General features: G+C 40.7%; 19 protein-coding genes. 1 reads left to right on the forward strand and 18 read right to left on the reverse strand.

The annotated features are described in order from the left end of the window. The first annotated feature begins 139 nt into the window (after nt 1–139). The gene (locus B5D59_RS15575) at nt 140–361 is read left to right on the forward strand and encodes a hypothetical protein (RefSeq protein WP_009498727.1); all 222 of its coding nucleotides are present in this window, start codon (nt 140–142) and stop codon (nt 359–361) included. 52 nt (nt 362–413) lie between these two features. On the opposite strand, the gene B5D59_RS15580 is transcribed toward B5D59_RS15575, so the two are convergent. The 18 genes from B5D59_RS15580 to kynU form a co-directional block, all read right to left on the reverse strand. Then, the gene (locus B5D59_RS15580; protein WP_040759862.1) at nt 414–719 is read right to left on the reverse strand and encodes a hypothetical protein; all 306 of its coding nucleotides are present in this window, start codon (nt 717–719) and stop codon (nt 414–416) included. Continuing rightward, a complete protein-coding gene (locus B5D59_RS15585; protein WP_245799548.1) occupies nt 709–1,968 on the reverse strand; it encodes an MFS transporter in 1,260 nt (419 codons plus the stop codon). Before B5D59_RS15585 ends, B5D59_RS15580 begins: the two co-directional genes overlap by 11 nt. 65 nt (nt 1,969–2,033) lie before the next feature. Next, a complete protein-coding gene (locus B5D59_RS15590; protein WP_009498730.1) occupies nt 2,034–2,825 on the reverse strand; it encodes a 2-keto-4-pentenoate hydratase in 792 nt (263 codons plus the stop codon). Between the two features lie 2 nt (nt 2,826–2,827). Continuing rightward, complete coding sequence (dmpG, locus tag B5D59_RS15595; protein ID WP_009498731.1) at nt 2,828–3,847, reverse strand: 4-hydroxy-2-oxovalerate aldolase; 1,020 nt, start codon at nt 3,845–3,847, stop codon at nt 2,828–2,830. Nucleotides 3,848–3,869: 22 nt separating this feature from the next. Beyond that, a complete protein-coding gene (locus B5D59_RS15600; protein WP_078818592.1) occupies nt 3,870–4,754 on the reverse strand; it encodes an acetaldehyde dehydrogenase (acetylating) in 885 nt (294 codons plus the stop codon). 29 nt (nt 4,755–4,783) lie between these two features. After that, nucleotides 4,784–5,563 (reverse strand): 2-keto-4-pentenoate hydratase, encoded by a 780-nt coding sequence (locus B5D59_RS15605; protein WP_078818593.1) that lies wholly within the window; start codon nt 5,561–5,563, stop codon nt 4,784–4,786. A gap of 64 nt (nt 5,564–5,627) precedes the next feature. Beyond that, nucleotides 5,628–7,097 (reverse strand): aldehyde dehydrogenase, encoded by a 1,470-nt coding sequence (locus B5D59_RS15610; RefSeq protein ID WP_009498734.1) that lies wholly within the window; start codon nt 7,095–7,097, stop codon nt 5,628–5,630. Nucleotides 7,098–7,107: 10 nt separating this feature from the next. Continuing rightward, complete coding sequence (locus B5D59_RS15615) at nt 7,108–7,554, reverse strand: RidA family protein (protein WP_009498735.1); 447 nt, start codon at nt 7,552–7,554, stop codon at nt 7,108–7,110. Further along, nucleotides 7,551–8,561, reverse strand: a complete 1,011-nt coding sequence (locus B5D59_RS15620) for an amidohydrolase family protein (RefSeq protein ID WP_078818629.1) — start codon at nt 8,559–8,561, stop codon at nt 7,551–7,553. The genes B5D59_RS15615 and B5D59_RS15620 overlap by 4 nt, the downstream gene beginning before the upstream one ends. Further along, nucleotides 8,558–9,103 carry a 3-hydroxyanthranilate 3,4-dioxygenase gene (locus tag B5D59_RS15625; protein ID WP_009498737.1) on the reverse strand — a complete coding sequence of 182 codons (546 nt, stop codon included), beginning with the start codon at nt 9,101–9,103 and terminating at the stop codon, nt 8,558–8,560. Before B5D59_RS15625 ends, B5D59_RS15620 begins: the two co-directional genes overlap by 4 nt. A 625-nt stretch (nt 9,104–9,728) precedes the next feature. After that, nucleotides 9,729–10,235, reverse strand: coding sequence for a flavin reductase family protein (locus B5D59_RS15630; RefSeq protein WP_009498738.1), 507 nt, complete (start codon nt 10,233–10,235; stop codon nt 9,729–9,731). Between the two features lie 189 nt (nt 10,236–10,424). After that, nucleotides 10,425–11,909, reverse strand: a complete 1,485-nt coding sequence (locus tag B5D59_RS15635) for a 4-hydroxyphenylacetate 3-hydroxylase family protein (RefSeq protein WP_078818594.1) — start codon at nt 11,907–11,909, stop codon at nt 10,425–10,427. A gap of 283 nt (nt 11,910–12,192) precedes the next feature. Beyond that, a complete protein-coding gene (locus B5D59_RS15640) occupies nt 12,193–13,470 on the reverse strand; it encodes a TRAP transporter large permease (RefSeq protein ID WP_078818595.1) in 1,278 nt (425 codons plus the stop codon). After that, complete coding sequence (locus B5D59_RS15645; RefSeq protein ID WP_078818596.1) at nt 13,467–13,952, reverse strand: TRAP transporter small permease; 486 nt, start codon at nt 13,950–13,952, stop codon at nt 13,467–13,469. The genes B5D59_RS15640 and B5D59_RS15645 overlap by 4 nt, the downstream gene beginning before the upstream one ends. A 14-nt stretch (nt 13,953–13,966) precedes the next feature. Next, nucleotides 13,967–14,995 (reverse strand): TRAP transporter substrate-binding protein, encoded by a 1,029-nt coding sequence (locus B5D59_RS15650; RefSeq protein ID WP_078818597.1) that lies wholly within the window; start codon nt 14,993–14,995, stop codon nt 13,967–13,969. A gap of 143 nt (nt 14,996–15,138) precedes the next feature. Continuing rightward, a complete protein-coding gene (locus B5D59_RS15655; RefSeq protein ID WP_009498744.1) occupies nt 15,139–15,885 on the reverse strand; it encodes an IclR family transcriptional regulator in 747 nt (248 codons plus the stop codon). A 408-nt stretch (nt 15,886–16,293) separates the two neighbouring features. Then, entirely contained in the window at nt 16,294–17,718 is a 1,425-nt protein-coding gene (locus tag B5D59_RS15660; RefSeq protein WP_078818598.1) for an amino acid permease, read from the reverse strand. Nucleotides 17,719–17,737: 19 nt separating this feature from the next. Continuing rightward, complete coding sequence (gene kynU, locus B5D59_RS15665; RefSeq protein ID WP_009498748.1) at nt 17,738–19,021, reverse strand: kynureninase; 1,284 nt, start codon at nt 19,019–19,021, stop codon at nt 17,738–17,740. Nucleotides 19,022–19,061: the final 40 nt, after the last annotated feature.

The raw sequence follows: 19,061 nt of genomic DNA on the forward strand, positions 1-19,061 counted from the left end.
CTCCAAGCTTTACGATGGGCAATTTATTCATTCGCTTAAATTAGGATGATACAGAAATAGGATTTTGGCGCAGTCGTGTACATTGCATTACACCTCCTTATTGTAAGGAACATACCTTACAGTAAGGAGGTGCAGAAGTATGTCGAAATACGAAGGTAATGTGGGGCTTTTCCTAGCCGGGATTTTAGCTGCGTATGCTGTGTTGGGCTTGATTTTAATTGTGCCTGGCTTACTAACAGCTATTTCAAGTAACTTGTTGCTGACCATCGCGGTAGTCATCGTAGTAATCGTCGTTGTATTGTTTGCTTTGGCGATTATCCTGAAGGGACTTTCGCGCTTGTTTTTTCATTTGAAGTTTTGATGTGAAGGCCGTCTGAGAAGTCATTTCATCTGACTTTTCGGGCGGCTTTTGTTTAATCGGGAGATCCTGCTTTTTCTCTCATATATAAGACAACAAAGGAGTCTTCTAAATACGACTCCATTTCACTCTTCAACCTTTTGCCTCCCCAATTTATCAGTTCCTTATTTTCCGTTTGTTTGATGCTGCTATATTCCAAAAATGATAGAAGATGTTTTCGTCTTTCAGTTCTATTCTCGATGCCGTATGTAGAAAAGAACTGATCGATGCAGCGGTACAATTCATTGGTAACTCTGTATGTTTTATGACAATAATGAACGAATGCAAAGTTCGGTAATTGAACTACCTCTTCAGTCGACAACTTCATCCACTCCTTTCACTTCTGTATGATTGGTTGTTTGTTTGAGTAACAGAACGACAACTGCCATTAAAGAGGCTATGAATAGCCAACCTTTTGAAAAGGATCCGCTTATATCTACAATATAGCCAAAAAGTGGAGGTATGATTAACACACCCCAAGAGCTGATTGTGATAGTGACTCCTGTAGCAATACCCGAATTTTCCTTCTGCACCAACTCTACTATAATTGTCATCCAGACTCCGTTATAACCTGAAATGGAAAAACCGAAGATGAAGACTGTGCACAAGACAACTATAAGTGGAGTTGCAGGTAATAACACAGCACATACCAGTGCACACATCCCTGTCAGAACCGTTACAATGAACATAATGATCATCCGGTTCCCCGCAAAGTACTTATCACTGATTGTTCCCCAAGCCACCCTGCCAACAGAGCCGCCTATTTCAGCCAATACGAGTAATAGGCCTGCCAGAATAAGTGTCATCTCAAGCTTTTCAAAAGCAAACAAAATAATGTACGTAGTGAGGCATAGCTGTGCGCCTTGTAAACCCATCGCACTAATACTCAATAAAAGAACTTGTTTATTTTGCAGTATTTTTCGCAAGTCTTCTTGAAATTTACCTTTAGTTAAAAGCGCATCTTTTTTTGCCATAGAATCAGCTGGATCTTGATATCGGTAGGATACCAACACTCCTACAGCTAACAGCACAAGGCAACTGATAAACAAGGCAGGACGCCAGCCAAGCTCTTTGGCCAATGGCAGTAAAAACATTGCAGCTAACGCGGAGCCCGCTGTAATCCCCATTTGTTTTATTCCCATTGCCGTCCCTCTGCTGCGCTGGGGAAACCAATATAAGATTCCCCTATTTGTCGTTGGATGCATCGCGGCATACGCCCCGCCCCCGATCACCACAACTATCAACAACAAGTAGAATTGTGTAGTGAAGGATATGAGGATAAAGCTAACCCCCAGCAAGGCTATTGTACCGAATAACTGCTTTTTTGATCCTAAACGATCCACTAACAGACCAGAAGGAATAGCAGCCAAAGATTGACCGAGAAAAAGAGCAGCTGGAAGCAAACCAATTTGTGTATTAGATAAAGATAAATCTTCACCGATTAAGATTGTCAAAGGTGCTAAACTTCTACCTACAAAAGACACCATGATTTGAGCCAGTAATAGCCAAATCAGCATCTTCCAAGCTATTTGCAATGTATGTTCTTTAGATTTCACATTCACTGTGCGCATCATCTCTTTTATCATCTATAATGAAAAAGAGAGGGCTGGTAATCAGCACACTCTCTTTTTATTGATCACTTACAATACATTGAAACACTGCCTAAGCCATCGAATTGTGCGACAACGGAGTCACCCGATTCAAATGCAATCGCTTCTGACATCGCCCCGCTAAGAATGATATCTCCCTTTTTCAATCCTTTGCCTCGTTTGCTTAACTCTTTTACCGACCAAGCAATCGCTTCTGCTGGATGTCCTAACACCGCAGCACTCGATCCGGTTTGCATTACTTTTCCATTTTTAGACATAACCATTCCGATCGTCCCTAAATTGATAGAGTCTGGAGAAATCCACTTACTGCCTACAACAAACTTTATGGATGAACAGTTATCTGCTATAACATCGACCAAGGTGAATTTAAAGTCTTTATATCGGCTATCGATTACTTCCAAAGCGGGCGCTACGTATTTTGTAGCTTTAATTACATCTTCCGCCGTAACATCTTCACCCTCCAAGTCCGCTCCCAATAAAAAGGCAATTTCAGGTTCCACTTTTGGATGAATCAAATCTGAATAGTTGATAGGCTCCCATTCTGTTGACAGCATATCGGCGTGTAAGTAACCGTAGATTGCTTCGTCAACCCCCATCATGACTTGCTTGGCTTTACTAGTTAGACCTAGTTTCACGCCTACATTTTTCGTCTTATTTTCCCGCAATCGACGTTCCAATAAACGATCTTGCAATTCGTATGCTTCTTCAATTGTCAGCTCCGAATATTTGTCGGTTACTTTGACAACCTCTCGTGCATCACGTTCTGCTGTATATAAATAATCAACAATTTCTTTTTCACGATCTGTAAGTACTGTCATGTTTATACCCTCACTTTCTCCTTCTTCGCCAATTCAGCGGCCACGTCCAGAATCATATCCTCTTGCCCGCCTACCACTTTCATTTTACCGAGTTCCATTAAGATATCGCGTGGGTCTAAACCAAATCTTGCAGCCGCCCGTTCCGAGTGCAATAGGAAGCTCGAGTAAACGCCAGCATAGCCAAGAGCAAGACTCCCTTTTTTTATTTCTTGCGTGCCAGGGATTAACGGGCCTACAATATCTTCCGCAAGATCCATCATTTTATAAAGATCAATTCCGACATCCATACCCATGCGATCCATTACTGCCAACAATACTTCCGTTTGTGTATTGCCAGCTCCTGCTCCTAAACAACGCACCGCTCCATCTATACGGGTAGCACCTTCTTCGATTGCAGCAAGCGTATTCGCAACAGCTAAAGATAAATTATTGTGCGCATGGAATCCGACTTCAATATCCAATGAACCGCGCAGTGCCTTGATACGCTCGCTTACCTGATGAGGTAAAAGTGCGCCCGCTGAATCGGTTACATAAACGGCTTGTGCGCCGTAACTCTCCATAAGTTTCGCTTGTTCGACCAATTTATCCACAGGCACAGAATGCGCCATCATCAGAAAACCTAACGCTTCCATTCCAAGTTCACGCGCTTGGCTAATATGTTGTGCAGAAACGTCTGCCTCTGTTGAGTGAGTTGCCACTCGTACGAGTTTCGCGCCTAGTTTATGCGCTTGCTTTAGTTCGCTCATAGTACCAATACCTGGAATCAGGAGTACCGCTACCTTTGAATTCGTACATTCATCTACGGCTGCTTCGATCAATTCCATTTCATTGACCAATGACTTTCCATATTGGACAGTGGAACCGCCTAGTCCATCTCCGTGACTGACTTCTATATAATGCATGCCTGCATCATCTAACGCACGGGTAACATTTCGTACTTGTTCTACCGTAAATTGATGCGCTACCGTATGACTTCCGTCTCGTAAACATACTTCTGTAATTTGAATTGGCTTCTTCGTCATGTACGTTGCTCCTTCCGACTCATTAGATGAGAGATTTTTTCTCTAGCATCGACCGTGCAAAATCCTCCGCAACCCGCGTCGCAGCTGCCGTCATAATATCAAGATTCCCGGCATACTCAGGGAAATAGTCGCCAGCCCCTTCCACTTCCACAAAGACCGTGACAACGTTCCCTTCAAACAATGGTGCTTGCTTTAACCGGTACCCAGGTACATACTCCTTGACAGTCTCTACCATATTTTCGATGGATTCCTGTATAGCCTTTTCATCCATATTCTTCACTTCACAATAAATCGTATCACGCATTAAGATTGGAGGATCAGCAGGGTTTAAAATGATAAGTGCTTTTCCTTGATCCGCACCGCCTACTTCTTCAATTCCACGACGAGTTGTAATCGTAAATTCATCGATATTTGCTCGTGTACCCGGACCTGCACTTAAACTTGAAATAGTCGCAACGATTTCTCCATATGTAACGTCCGCCACTTTATTGATTGCATGTACGATCGGAATCGTCGCCTGTCCGCCACAAGTAATCATATTGACATTATCCAACTCTCGTGATTTCTCATCAGAGCTTACAGCCGGGGAGAAAAACGGTCCTATGGCAGCTGGAGTTAAATCAATTGCAAGCTTCCCTAACTTTTTTAAAACTTCGGCATGATGAATATGCGCTTTTGCAGAGGTAGCATCAAACACAATATCCGCAAGTTCAGGATGATCGATGATCGCTTGAATACCAGTAGAGAAAGCTTGGTAGCCTCTCTCTTTTGCCCGTTTTAGTCCATCAGACTCCGGTTCGATCCCAATTACAGCTGTTAACTCAATGACATCACTGCGTTCTAGTTTATACATTAAATCTGTTCCGATATTTCCAGAACCGATGATGGCTGCTTTAATTTTCTCCATTGTCATGCTCCCTTCTTCTCATCTATCCTTTATTCAAAGTGCACGGTGACAGAGCCAACCGGACCAAAATCTGCCTTAATCGTATCTCCCACTTCTACAACGACAGCCCCAGATAGCGCCCCCGGTAAGATCAATTCGTCTTTTTTCAACGTGATGCCAAAATCATGCAGCTTATTCGCCAACCAAGCAACAGCGTGTGCCGGATGACCAAGTGCGGCAGCTCCTGCTCCGGTCGCGATTAACTCATCGTTTTTGTAAAGCACCATACTATTTGTTCTCAAATCCAATGTTTCCAACGTAGTCTGTTTGTCTCCTACTACAACTTTTGCACTTGATCCATTGTCAGCTACTGTATCAATCAATTTAATATTCCAGTCTGCAACACGGCTATCGATGACCTCAATAGTAGGGACCACATATTTCGTTGCCATCATGACGTCTAAATAGGTCACATTGGGACCTACCAGATCTTCTGACAACACAAAACCAATTTCGGCTTCGACTTTCGGTGCCACCATCGTACTTACTTTTATAGAAGTTTCATTTTTTAATTCCATATCATCATATAAATGGCCATAGTCCGGCTCATCAACATTTAACATTTTTTGCATTGCTACACTTGTGAGACCAACTTTTTTTCCAATAATCTTCTTTCCCTCGGCCAATTTCTGTTTAACCATTTCGAGTTGTATATGGTAAGCATCTTCTACTGTCAGTGAACTATCTCTTTCCGTTAAAGGTGCAATCCCTTTACATTTTTTCTCTGCTTCCAATAGTTCTGATGCATAACTTTCAATTTTAGTAGACACGGTACTCCATCCTCCTGCGTTAAAACAACAAAAGGCGGGCGCAGTGCCACCTTTCGCTGTTCGTTTATTTTTTTATCGTAATAGTCTTCGCTTCGGTATAGAAATCAAAACTGTGACGGCCGCCTTCTCTTCCTATCCCGCTCGCTTTTGCCCCTCCGAATGGAGTGCGTAAGTCACGGACGTACCAGCAGTTTACCCACAGTAGACCGGAGTGTACTTGAGATGTCACGCGCTGACCGCGTCGTAGATCGTTCGTCCAGACAACTCCCGCCAGACCATAGATAGAGTCGTTTGCGATTTCTATTGCTTCTTCTTCCGTTTTGAAAGGAATGATCACAGGCACTGGTCCGAATATTTCCTCCTGTGCCACACGCATTTTATTATGCACATCATACAGGACAGTCGGTTCATAGAAGTTTCCTTCTGGCAGGCTCTCTACCATCTTACCGCCATAAGCAAGTTTAGCTCCTTCATCAAGACCAATTTGCACATAGTCTGCCACTTCTTTTAAATGACTTTTTGACACAAGAGCGCCCATGTCTGTAGATTCATCTGTTGGATCGCCAACCTTAATGTTTTTTACTGCGGCAACAAACTTTTCAAGAAACTTCTCATAAATACCTTCCTGTACAAGAATTCGGGAACCTGCCAAACAAATTTCTCCTTGATTACGGAAGATCGCTTCAATAGATCCTACCACCGCTTCGTCTAAATCAGCATCTTCGAATACGATATTTGCTGACTTTCCACCTAACTCCAATGAAACCGGTGTTAGGTTTTCTGCTGCATTTCGCATAACAGTCTTTCCGGTTTCCGATTCACCTACAAACGAGATACGCTGGACATAGGGATGCTTCGCCATCACCGTTCCGACTGTACTTCCAGGACCTGTTATAATATTCAAAACGCCTGGAGGCAAGCCCGCTTCATTTGCAATTTCACCAAGCAAAACTGCACTTAAAGGTGTGTCGGAAGCCGGTTTAATAACGACAGTATTTCCTGCCGCCAATGCAGCTGATGCTTTCCATGTCATTTGCATGAACGGAAGATTCCAAGGAATGATCAAGCTAGTAACACCCGCCGGAGCGTATTGTACGTAGGACATGTGGTTAGCCATGTCATAATGTTCGTGTACCATATACTTCGCCATCTCAGCAAAGAAGCGGAAGTTTGATGCAGCACGCGGGATATCAAATTCGCGGCTTTCGCGAATTGGTTTTCCGACGTCCAACGTCTCTACATAAGCAAGTTGTTCGACTTTTTCCAGAATCAAATCAGCCATCCGGCACAATATTTCGGAACGTTTTTCAACCGGCATATTGCTCCAAACGCCGCTTGCGAACGCTTTATGCGCAGCTTCAATCGCACGGTTGGCGTCTTCCTCTCCGCCTTTCGCCACCGTAGCAAGCTTTTGGTTGGTTGCAGGGTTGATTGTATCGAAAGTTTCTCCTGAAATTGCGTCTACATACTGTCCATCAATAAATAGCTTTGCATCTTGGACAGTCGTATTGTCTGCTACTAATTCGTTAGCCATGATCTTCCTCCTACTCTTCGATCTCGATGATCATCTCAATTTCTATTGCTGTATTGTTAGGGAGCTGTGACATTCCAACTGCCGACCGCCCATGCTTACCCTTTTCACCAAATACTTTTCCAATTAAATCGGAAGCACCGTTCATCACTTTAGGCTGATCTGTAAAATCTTCTGTACTATTGACCATGCCCAGAACTTTTACAAATTGCTTTACCTTACTTAGTTCTCCAATTTCTTCTTTGACTACGCTTATCAAATTCAGCATAGATTGCTGAGCTGCCAGGTAACCTTCTTCGACAGTCAAATCTCTTCCCAGTTTACCGTGGTACTGATCTACTCCTTGCCCAGCAGTGAACAATAGATTTCCCGTGCGAACGCACCGGACATAATCTCCAAGTGAGGGACGTAATGGAGGTAACTCCAACCCTAACTCTTTTAGTTTTTCTTCAGGTGTCATTTTTTCATCTCTTCCTTTACTGATATGTTTAAGAACTCCAATGCGTTTCTCCCTAGAATCGCTTCTCTTTGTTCATCAGTTAAATTAACCGTTTCGTCGACAACTTTCCCTGGAGGAATTTCGCGTAATAAGAATGGATAATCTGAACCCATTACAATTTTTTCATAACCGAAACGATCAATTAAATAATTAAGATTTAAAGGATCGTAGTTCAAAGAATCGAAATAGAAGTTCTTTGCATAGTAACTAGGCAGTTCAGTTGTTTGTCTCAAATGAGGCCAAACTTTCCACCCCTGATCCAGACGTGGCAAGATATATGGGAAAGAGCCTCCTCCGTGTGCAAAACACACTTTCAATCGAGGGAACTTTTCCATTACGCCTCCATTAATCAAGCTGGCAGCAGCTAAGGCTGTTTCACTTGGCATGCCGACTGTGTACATAAAATTATGTCGTGGCATTCTTTCTTTACCGAGCGTTTCCCACGGATGAACAAACAACGGAACTTCCCACTTCTCTGCCATTTCAAAGAACTTTGTAAAATCTGGATCATCCAAATTCTTCCCATTGATATTCGTACCGATTTCTATGCCTTTTAAACCAAGGTCTTTGACGCATCTTTCCATTTCACGGATTGAAACTTCAACGTCTTGTAAAGGAACCGTGCCCAGCCCGATAAAACGATCTGGATACTTCTTTACAGTTTCAGCAATAAAATCATTTTGTATTTTAGACATTTCTTCTGCTTGTTGCCCATCTGCCCAATAAGAAAACGTTACAGGAATAGGAGAGAGTACTTGAATATCTACACCTTCCGCATCCATATCCTCAATGCGCTTTTCAGGACTCCAAACTTGATCCGTCACTTCTCGAAACACCTTGCCTTCGACCATAATATTCGCGCCGCAAGAGCAAGTTTTTTCTAAAGTAGGCCAACGACCTCCGCCGAATTTCTCAACGAAATCAGGGATATCTTCAGGAATGATATGTGTATGAAAGTCTACTCTCATTTCCACAAACCTACTTCTTCAGACATTACGTGACCGCAATTATCACATGTACGAAGCTCTTCGCTACTATTAAACTCCTCGATTGCACCTTTAACCTGTGTTTCAATATTTGTCAGCTGAACCGTCTTTTTATGCATTTGCTGATCACAGTTTTCACAGAACCAAACGAAATCTTCGAGTTCTCCCTCGTCTCGTTTACGCTCGATCACTAGTCCATACGTATCCGCTACGCGATGAGGAGAGTGTGGCATCATAGCTGGAAGCATAAATACTTCCCCTTCTTTTACTTCTACTACTTCGCGCTTTCCTTCGAAATTAATAACCTCTACATAGCAACTGCCTTTAATTTGGTAGAAAAATTCTTCAGAAGGGTCCACATGAAAATCACGTCTTCTGTTCGGTCCGCCTAAAATCATACAAATAAACTCTGAGTCTTCCCATAAAACTTTGTTGTTGACAGGTGGCTTTAACTCATTTTTATTATCTTCGATCCACTGTAATAGATTAAATGCCTTAAGTTTTTTAATTGTAGAATTTGTCATTTGAAACCCTCCATTATTTTAATTTATTATTTTTCGCAAAACGGATGAACATGTTTTGTACTTCACTAGTGCAGAATCACGGCAAATACAACACCCTCTCTTACTCTATTTGTTGTACTCCCACTATAATGAAAACGCATACAAAATTCCACATTGTTATTTCATCATGTGAAATAGTTAGAATGTTTTTAATAGACCGCTTTGTCTTTTTATAACAGACGCACATTATGTCACCATACGAAAGAAAAGCTAGGAATAATAAATGCGAAACTTCTTATTGGCTCCAAAACATCCATAACCCCAAATCAAAAAAGCACATAAAAAAACCATAGCTGTCAAGCCACCTCTCAAAAGAGCGATGGCTTGACAGCTATGGTTTGTCTTCTTTTAAAGACCACCCAATGCTAAATTGATGAATGCACAGGAACACTGAGTACTTTCTTGTCGAATTTAGTGTGTCGAATATTAAAGTTATTGTAAATAGTTATTTTAAGTAATCCAAAAGTTTTATTAACTAATATTCAACAATACCTATCGAGTCGTAAAATATGAATAAGCAGTACAGACGTCGTTGTCTATACTGCTTACGGTGGTATTCAATCAAAAACTAAGGTCTATAAATCCTTTATTTCGCTGTATAAAACTCTGCTGGTATAGAACCAAATACTCTTCGGTGATACAGCATCGGATCTTTTGAGCTATCGACTTTCAGGTCTACTACTTCGCCAATCAAGACGGTATGATCGCCAGCCTCAATCGCTTTGAACGTTTTACACTCAAACACGCCGAAAGCACCTTCGATAATAGGTAGCCCATTTTCTGATTGATGCCAATTACATGTACTGAAACGATCTTCGTGTCTGCTTGCAAATGTTTTACAAAGTTCAGATTGTTCGCCAGCCAATACATGTACTGCAAACTTTCCACCTTCCGTGAACTCTTTCAACGAAGAAACTCTATGATCAATGGACCAAAGTAACATAAGTGGATCAAGGGAAACAGATGCAAATGAGTTAACTGTCAAACCGACAGGTACTCCATCTCCTGTAGTAGTGGTAACAACTGTTACCCCTGTTGGGTAATTCCCCATAATATCTTTAAAGACTTGCTGTTTTTCTTCTTTATTCATCATGATCTCTCCCTAAAAATTTTTCTTTTTATATCAATCCATAAAAATTATAGCATAAGCACACTTCTACTTCATTGTATCTAACTACTAGATTCACTTTTCTAAGTATTCATATTACCATAATAATAAACGAAAAAGCATTATCAAAGTAAAACCTCTTACCTGATAATGCTTTTCTCACTTATATCCTCATTAATTGGCAACTGTATCCTTTGCCATTTCCAAAGAATCTCTCAATGCTTTGTCTACCATTTCATAGGATGGGTTATTACGCTTATGCGTATTATAGAACATACCCAATTTGCGAACCGGATCGCCAGAATAGTAGCGCTCATATTGAACGAGACGTTGACCGAATGCTTCGCCACATAGATCCCAAGCTAACTTAAAGAGTCGTACACGTTGCTCAGCTGATACTCCTGAGCGTCCACCGTAGTATTTCTCCATATCTTCTGCTGTTTCCGGATTAGCAAAATCAGCTCCTGTTGGAGACATTAGCAATCCGCCCGCACCGATAGTCTGCAGTATTTCCATAGCACGTGGGTAGAGTGTCGGTAGAATACCTCGAATCGTTTCTAATGGCACAATAGCAGGAACGGCCTCGCCGTGCGGGGTCATAACATACTCATACTCCGCCACCCGCACTAATGCACGGATTGTTTCTGCCCCTTGAATCAGCTCGGATAATTGGTTTTGTACATTCAAGAATCCGTCGACTCCTACTGCATCAGCAACTGAACAAGCAACCTCTGTTGCAAATGAAATCTTTGTTAAGCCGCGCACAGCTGACTGATGAGAAGGCTGCAAGTTGATGCCTGTTTTAGGATACAATAAGTTACCAGCTTCTACGTTTTGGTTGATGAATACACGTTCCCATGGTACAAGCACATCATGGAACACTAGCACTGCATCCATCTCTTCGAACCGGCTGGCTAGTGGATGATCCCATGTAGAACGCTCACCGTTTTGAGTTTCTTCCCGGCAATACATACGAAGCCCTGGGGTATCAATAGGGAGTGCAAACGAAATCGCATACTTTTCATCCCCAGGTTTGAAACTTGGGTACGAATAAATGATTACCTCGTCAGTGACAGGTGCAAGAGTAGCCAGCATCTTGGACCCGCGAACGATTAAACCTTCCTCCGTTTCACGTACGACTCCTAAATGGGTAAATTCATCTTCTTGTTCATTTGAAGCCTTGCTGCGGTCATTCTGCGGATTGATAATTGCATGTGTCAAGAACAAATCGTTATCACGGATATATTTATAATAGTTCACAATGTTATCACCCCAACGATCTCCATACTGTCTAAAGAACCAATCATTCGTTGCCATCCCTGTTACTACAGTTGCCAAGAAGTCTGGAGTTCGCCCCATCAAACCAAATGTGGCTTCTGCCCATACTTCAAAAACTCGTCTACGGGCTTGTAAATCTTCTCCATTTCTAGGAATGATAAATGCATTGTTTACTCTCTCACCCGTTTCTTCACAAACATGCGTAATATCATTTTGGTACTTTGGGTCGTGTTGCATATCATAAAGTCTGGCCATTTCTTTGATAGGTTGCTTGAAGACTGGTTCATCAGCCAGGTTTGTAATACGTCGACCTCCCAAGTATACTTCTGGTTGCCGTGACTTTACCGCTTTCATATAATCTGCGCCTGTTCTAATACCCATTTTGTATTCCTCCTATATGGTGATAGTATGATAATGACTAATTCATTGATGCATGAAGACCGCAAGAGTAATAATTGTAAGCCCTTTCATTCCGACTTATTAAAGAAGCCTACTACGAATCCCAAGGGATCTTTCCTCACTCCAGAAGCTTTCACTTCACTTAACGTACTTGTAATATACCGAATACAACTCCTTGTCACAATATTCATATTTCACGGTATGAAATAGCGAGAATATTTAATAAAAAAAATTAAAAAAACGTTTAGAGAGTTCTCTAAACGTTTTATTCTTTATACAAACTAGGTATCCATAACGCAGCATCTTCCCAATAAGTCAAAATGAGCAACACAAGGATCGCCATAGCCAAGAACGGCATAATCGATTTAATAAGATCTTCAAATTTCACCTTGGCGATGGACGACACGATGAAAAGTCCTGTGCCTACTGGCGGAGTAAGAAGACCGATTGTTAAGTTAATACATACGATGACTCCGAAATGCACGGGATCAATCTGGTATGTAGCAAGTAGCGGAAGCATGACAGGTATTAAAATAATCAACGCCGCAATTCCATCTAATACAGTACCAATCAATAACAAAAAGATATTAACTAAAAGCAAAAAGATTAATGGGTTTTCTGACAAACCAAGCATTGAATTAGCTACCAATTGAGGAATTTGTTCATATGCAATTATAAAACCAAATAAATTAGCTGTCACGATTAAGAATGAGATCGTTGCTGTATTTACAACCGTATTCACCAAAATTTCCGGCATATCTTTCAACTTTAGCTCCCGATAAGCCAGCCCAATAACAAATGCGATTACGCATGCGATGGCAGCTGATTCAGTAGGCGTAAATACACCGCCGAGTATCCCAAAAATTATTGTAAAAGGAATTAACATTGCGGGTAGCACTCGCAAAAGCGACTTCACAATCATTTGAAAAGTTGCTTTTTCACTTTTAGGAAATTGCTGTTTTTGATTCATGATCCCAATTACGATAATGAAACCAACCCCGAGCAATATACCTGGAATCACTCCAGCCATAAACAAATCGGCAATAGACGCACCTGTTAATGTTCCATAAATGATAAACAACATACTAGGTGGAATAACCGGCGCCACTATAGAAGAGGCTAATGTGATTGCTGCAGAGAAATCACGTCGATATCCTTCTTTTTCCATTTCAGGCACCATAACTTTACTCATCATCGCAGCCTGTGCATTGGCAGACCCTAGTATAGAAGCTAAAAACATATTCGCAATAACCGTGACATACGCCAATCCACCACGATAATGACCGATCAACACTCTGGCAAAAGACACGAGGCGTGTCGTGATTCCTCCGCCATTCATTAATTCTCCCGCCAACATAAATAGCGGGATGGCTAACAGACCAAAATTATCGATGCCCGAAAACATTTTCTGTGGGGCTGAACTCATCAGCGTAGTTAAATTTGAAAGAAGTAAATAACTAATAGAAGTAATTGCTAGCACTAGAGATATCGGAATGCCGATCACTAGAAATAATAAAAATAGCGCAATAACAATGATCATCATGTCGTTTGCCCCCCTTGTTCCTTTGTCTTAAACAAATTCACAAGATGGGTTAATAAATGAATGAATGCAAAACTTAGGCCTACTGGAACCGATGCATATGGAATCCACATAGGAATTCGCATGGAAGATGAGGTTTGATGAGTAACGGAGAATAGCCATTGATAACTTAAATATAGTAAAATCCCAATAAAAACGAGAATAATTATATAAGAAACCATCTCTAAATATCTTTTTCCCTTCTCCGAAAACCGATCGACCAAAAAGGTAACAGAAGCTTGGGACCTATATTTAAGTCCCAAACTCCCTCCAAGAAATGTGACCCATGCCATGATGAAGATACTTGCCTCACTTGCCCAAAATATAGGGGCGTTTAGAAAGTAGCGAAATAATACAGCGACTGCAATAATAATCGTCATTGCAGCAATTAAGATCATCGCCATAAACTTTTCAAGCGTTTCTACCCAGCTGCTCAGCTTGTTCATACTGCGCATTCCTCCTATTTACGGAACGTTTCGATAAATTCTTTAATCAATGGATCCTTTGCTTTGTATTGTTCATCATACTCTTCTTTGAATGGGTCGAACAAAGACTCGTCCATTTCATATAATTCCATTCCTCTGTCTTTTAAAGTATTCATATACTCTTCTTCTAAAGAAGAACGCTTCATCGTTCCAAATTCAGAAGCCGCAGCCATTGCTTCTTCAATAATTTTTTGATCTTCTTCCGGCATCGCATCAAATACCTTTCCGCTCGCAATCATTACAGAAGGCCATACCATATGGTTCGTCAATGCGCCAAACCCGGTTACTTCATTAAAATTAGATGTAACTGCTGCATCCAAATCCATTTCCATTCCATCAATGACACCTGTTTGTGCAGCTTGGTATACATCTGGCAATGAGATAGACTCTGGATTAGCGTCTAATAGACGATACCAATCTTGTAACGCGGGACTTGGTGTGACACGTAAAGTAAGGCCTTTAATATCTGCAGGTGTTTCAACTTTCTCTCTGAACATCATCGTACGGTTTCCGGAGAAGAAATAATCTTTTGCGCGTAAGCCTTGATCATCAAGTGTTGCTAAAATCTTCTTTGCAATATCAGAATCCTTTGCCTCGTAAGCTGCTTCGTAGGAATCAAATAAATAAGGTGCAAACCAACCACTGAAAGCATCTGATCTAGATGTTAAAAAAGCAGTCGTAATAAATCCGAAATCCAATGAACCCGTTTCAAGCTGTTGTACCATATCCGGCTCTCCACCGAGTTGTCCACCTGGATATAACTCCATTTTCATTCGACCATCTGAACGTTCTTCTAGTTCCTCGGCAAACTTTTGAGCCGTCTCATTCCAAATATGATCGGGTGGTGCAATATGAGCGAGTTTAAAGTTGTATGTCTGCCCAGCTTCTCCTTCCTTACCTGGGTTATCTGCTTTCGCCTCATCACTGTCTTTACCACATGCACTTAGAAACAACGCTGCAACAATTGTCATAATAAAAAAATACATACCTCTTTTTCTTGTCATGTATTAACTCCCCTTTTCTCTTCCCTGATTATTAATCAGACTATTCGGTAAATTTACTCGAAAACTATACCCTTTTCTGTGTGGCTAGAATAGATAAATTGTTCTGGTGTTCATCACCCCTTTAAAGGATTCTATGGTAATAATTAAACTTCAATATAACCTAGTTCTTTAGATATAGAATCGGCCGTCTTAATTACACTCTGTCTAATCATGTGTTGGTTGCTTCCTTGCATGTAAGATACCGGCCCAGCTAGATTAACTGCAGCAATCGTTTTACCTGAATATGATAAAATAGGCGCCGCAATAGCGTACGTACCTGTTGAATTTTCATTATTACTAATTGAATAGCCCACGTCTCTTACTTTCTTCAAATCCTCTTTCAGCTTTTCGATATTTGTAATCGTATTTGGAGCTTGTTGAGAAAGCCCTCGTTCAATGGTTTCTTTCAAGTAGTCATTGTTATAGGCCAACAACACTTTTCCTGTACTCGTAGCATAAGCAGGCTTTCGAGACCCAATGTATGTGTGGATAGGCGAAGCTTCTTGAGATGATATTTTCAAGACAAATACAACTTCCCCTTTGTCAAACATTCCGATATGAGCAGTGCCTATGAATCTGCTTATCAAGTCTTTTACAAGCGGAATAGCCTTATCATAAATATCTTGTTGAAACATGACGTTGTTATTCCACTCCAGCAATTTCCACCCCAAACGATATCGTCTATCCTTGTCCCTCATCAATACACCTTCATTGCACAGTGTACTGATTAAATGATGTGTCGTACTAGGGCTCATGCCAAGTTTACCGGCTATCTCGGCATTTCCTAAAACCGGTTCCTCACTAGAAAAACAACTGATAATATAACAAGCCTTTTTGACAGATTCTATCACGTTATGTTCTCCTCTCTTACTAGATTTATAGCTGTTTGACAATCTACGGTTGTAAACGCTTTCATACAAAGTGAAAAGAAATTGTAATTATCCCCATATCCGTTGAGTGTCTGCTAAGTAACATACACTTTTTTGCTTATCCTTAGGAGTGAACTTCGTTTATGTAGTAATCTAAATTATACGAATCTTAAAGCAAGTTAACAAGTTATAAATTTCATAATATGAAACTTATTTAACAAATTTACAAATTGCCAGAATATCAGTTCACAAAAAAGCTTTTTTAAACATAAGAATTTTAATAATTAATCTCCCGCAAAATAACACTCGATGTTCATTCGTAACATCGAGTGTTATTTTACTTATTGATATATCTATACATAGAAAACAACCAGTCTAACAGCCCTTCTATTAATCTGCTTTTTCATCCAATTCAGTCTGAACAATAACTCGCTTCCCGATTGTTCGTTTCCAGATAAAATAACAAATTGTAATGAAAAGTAACCATGGAAAACCTAATAAAAGGGTCGCTTTAAAGTCAGGCGAGAACCACGTTGACAATACAACACTAGCTAATAATCCAGCCCCAAATATAGTCAGGTATGGATAACCTATCATTCTAACTGGTAATTTCCTTCCTTTGGTTTCATTCCAATTTTTCCGGAAAAATAAGTGTGTAATAAAAATCATAAACCATGCAAACATAGCTCCAAAGCTTGATAATGAAATCATTGTAACGAATGCCGTGTCAGGTTTTACTATGGTAAAAAATGTAGCAAATACAATTCCAATAACAGAAACAAATAAAGCTATAGATGGTACCGACTTTTTATTTAGCTTTCCTAGTATTTTGGGAGCGTACCCACCGCGTGATAAGGAGAACATCATTCGTGTTGATATATATAATTGGCTATTCATAGCAGAAAGTGCGGCAATCAACACAACAAAATTCATAATGGCGGCAGCACCCGGTATGTTAACAATCTCCATTACCTTTACAAAAGGACTTTTATCTGCACCGGCCATATTCCACGGCACGATCATTAGCATTAAAGACAATGTAATTAAATAAAAAACGATCAAACGAACAACAGCCGATCGTAAAGCGATTGGAACTGCTTTTTCAGGGTCTTTTGCTTCTCCAGCACTTACTGCGATCATTTCAATACTTAGATAGCTAAATAGTGATATGAAAACAGCAATCCACATACCATAAAAACCATTTGGAAAAAAGCCACCCTCTGCCACGTAGTTATGGATTCCAATAGATGAGGTTTGATCCGCTCCAACTATGACGTAGACAGCTAATATAATAAATCCAGTTATCGCAACAACCTTAATTAAGGAAAACCAATATTCCACAATTCCAAACAGCTTTACGGTTGTTGCATTTACATACATCAATATTGCAGCAAACAATACGATCCAGACGATGGCAGGAACTGTGGGAAACCAATATTTCATATACACAGCTACAGCGGTAACTTCTGTCCCAATCGCACACACCAGGCTAAACCAATAAGAATAACGGACCGTGAACCCCGCCCAAGGATTAATATACTTTTCCGCATAGGCTCCAAATGAACCTGTCACAGGATGGGCCACTGTCATTTCCGAAAGACATCCCATCAGCAGTAAAGCAATCAACGCACCAATTGCATAACTCACAATAACACTTGGTCCGGCTAAGCCAATAGCCAACCCGCTACCGAGAAACAAACCTGTCCCAATCGCCCCGCCTATTGCGATCATTGTAAGCTGTCCAGTTGTCAGACTGCGATTTAACCCTTTTTCTCTTTCAATAATATCTTGAAAATCTGTTCCCTTCTTCCCCATCGCTTTTCCCCCTTATTTTTTAAGACACTACATTACGTTCTTTACCATACTGTTCATATCGTTTTTCAAGAACAATCCTTTTGAGTGTTTGCACCGTGTCGAAAACTTCTTCATAGGAGGTGTAAAAAGCAATTGGTGCTAGTCGGATAATATTCGGGGGGCGATTATCAGGGATGACTCCCTCTTCAACGAGAGCCTTACAAATCCGAATAGCCTCATCGTGCTCTAGACAAACATGCCCGCCACGTCGTCCATCCTCCATTGGATTTCCAATATAATAGCCCAGTCCTTCCAACTCTTGTTCGACTAATTCCATCATAAAGCGAGTTATCTGAAGAGACTTCTCACGTACTTTTTCAATATTTGCTTCGGCAAAGAGTTCCAAGGAAGCAATAATTGGAGCTAAACTGAGGATGTGAGATGTTCCAACCTGGAAAGCTCCAGCTGATTCTTCTACTTCCAATGTGTGACTCATGTCAAATTGCTTATCTTTTTTTGAGCTATACCAACCTGTTAACCCTGGCTCAATACCAAAATGTTTCTTATTTACATACAAACCTGCTACAGAGCCTGGTCCGCCGTTCAAATATTTATAATTACACCAGACAGCAAAATCCACTCCCCAATCACTGAATTGGTGAGGTACTGCGCCAATTGAATGACATGCATCGAATCCAATCTTAATACCTCGTTTATGGGCTTCCTTCGTCAATCGTTCAATATCCAATAATTGTCCGCTTCGATATAGTACTGTCGGCAAGAAAATCAAAGCTACCTCATCAGTCATTTTTGAAATTATGTCATCCTCTTCTATCATCCTTCCATCCCGACTCTTTACACGAATCAAGTGTTCATCGGGATTGTAGCCCTGTAGTTTAATCTGACTTTGGAGCGCATAAATATCTGATGGGAATGTAAGTTCATCTGCCAAAATTTTTGTTTTTTTGCCGTTTGGTTTATAGAAAGTAGAAACTAACTGATGTATATTACTCGTTGTCGAACCACATATCATAACTTCCTTGCTTTCCGCTCCAATGAGAGGGGCACACATTTCACTCAATTTTTCTGGTAAGTAGAACCAAGGGTAATTTCCTTTTGTCCAGCCTTGGATAGCTAATACCTTCCATGATTCCATTAGTTCATTTACTTTGGTCTCCGCTCGTTTTGACATTAGTCCAAGCGAGTTACCATCCATATAAATTTGTTCTTGCTGTAAAAAGAATTCATCTCGGTATTGCTGAAATTCATCTTGTTTGTCGAATTCTCTAGCTTTTTCTTTCGAAATCACTTCTGTTTTACTCATCTTATACGCCTCCAATTATCTGAATTTACTTAACACTATT

Origin of the sequence: Sporosarcina newyorkensis (genome assembly GCF_900167515.1) — a bacterium.
GTDB classification, from domain to species: domain Bacteria; phylum Bacillota; class Bacilli; order Bacillales_A; family Planococcaceae; genus Sporosarcina; species Sporosarcina newyorkensis.